Origin of the sequence: Cobetia sp. 5-25-4-2, assembly GCF_013374075.1 — a bacterium.
GTDB classification, from domain to species: Bacteria; Pseudomonadota; Gammaproteobacteria; order Pseudomonadales; family Halomonadaceae; genus Cobetia; species Cobetia marina.
This window is the reverse complement of the sequence record NZ_BLWK01000041.1, coordinates 1-261: the sequence shown is the minus strand read 5'-3', so window position 1 is coordinate 261 and position 261 is coordinate 1. Positions and strand designations below refer to the sequence as shown.

General features: G+C 54.0%; 1 rRNA gene. It reads right to left on the bottom strand.

Going from position 1 to position 261, the window contains the following annotated elements:
• Positions 1 to 261 (bottom strand): 16S ribosomal RNA (locus HXS65_RS17455); the annotation flags it as partial.

The following is a 261-nucleotide window of genomic DNA, read 5'->3' as shown; positions in this document are numbered from 1 at the left end:
GCCGTATTGCAACCCTTTGTACTTGCCATTGTAGCACGTGTGTAGCCCTACCCGTAAGGGCCATGATGACTTGACGTCGTCCCCACCTTCCTCCGGTTTGTCACCGGCAGTCTCCTTAGAGTTCCCGACACTACTCGCTGGCAAATAAGGATAGGGGTTGCGCTCGTTACGGGACTTAACCCAACATTTCACAACACGAGCTGACGACAGCCATGCAGCACCTGTCTCAGAGTTCCCGAAGGCACCAATCCATCTCTGGAA